1 protein-coding gene is annotated in these 221 nt (G+C 47.5%); it reads right to left on the bottom strand.

Translation table 11 applies throughout. From position 1 onward, the window contains the following. Window positions 1-221, bottom strand: a 221-nt coding sequence (locus ABEV15_RS12270; RefSeq protein WP_498853372.1) for a transposase, incomplete at both ends; no start/stop codon positions are given.

The raw sequence follows: 221 nt of genomic DNA, 5'->3' as shown, positions 1-221 counted from the left end.
GGTTGTTTCTATGGCATCCATTGGTGACTGGTGTTGAGGGGAATAAGCGACATGCAGTTTAATCCCTGACCGTTCCCCATGATAAGGCGTCCATGATAGGCGGTTCTTTCCGACTGTCACCGTTGTCGAATCGACAATGCGAAGAGGTTTCGGGAATCGAAGAGATCGCCGTATTTTGCGATTACACTTCGAAACGATTAGTGCAAACAAACGCTTCATGA

It is taken from the genome of Bhargavaea massiliensis, assembly GCF_050480245.1.
Lineage (GTDB): Bacteria > Bacillota > Bacilli > Bacillales > Anoxybacillaceae > Anoxybacillus.
Note: the sequence above shows the minus strand (reverse complement) of the source record. Positions and strands in the feature narration are given on the sequence as shown.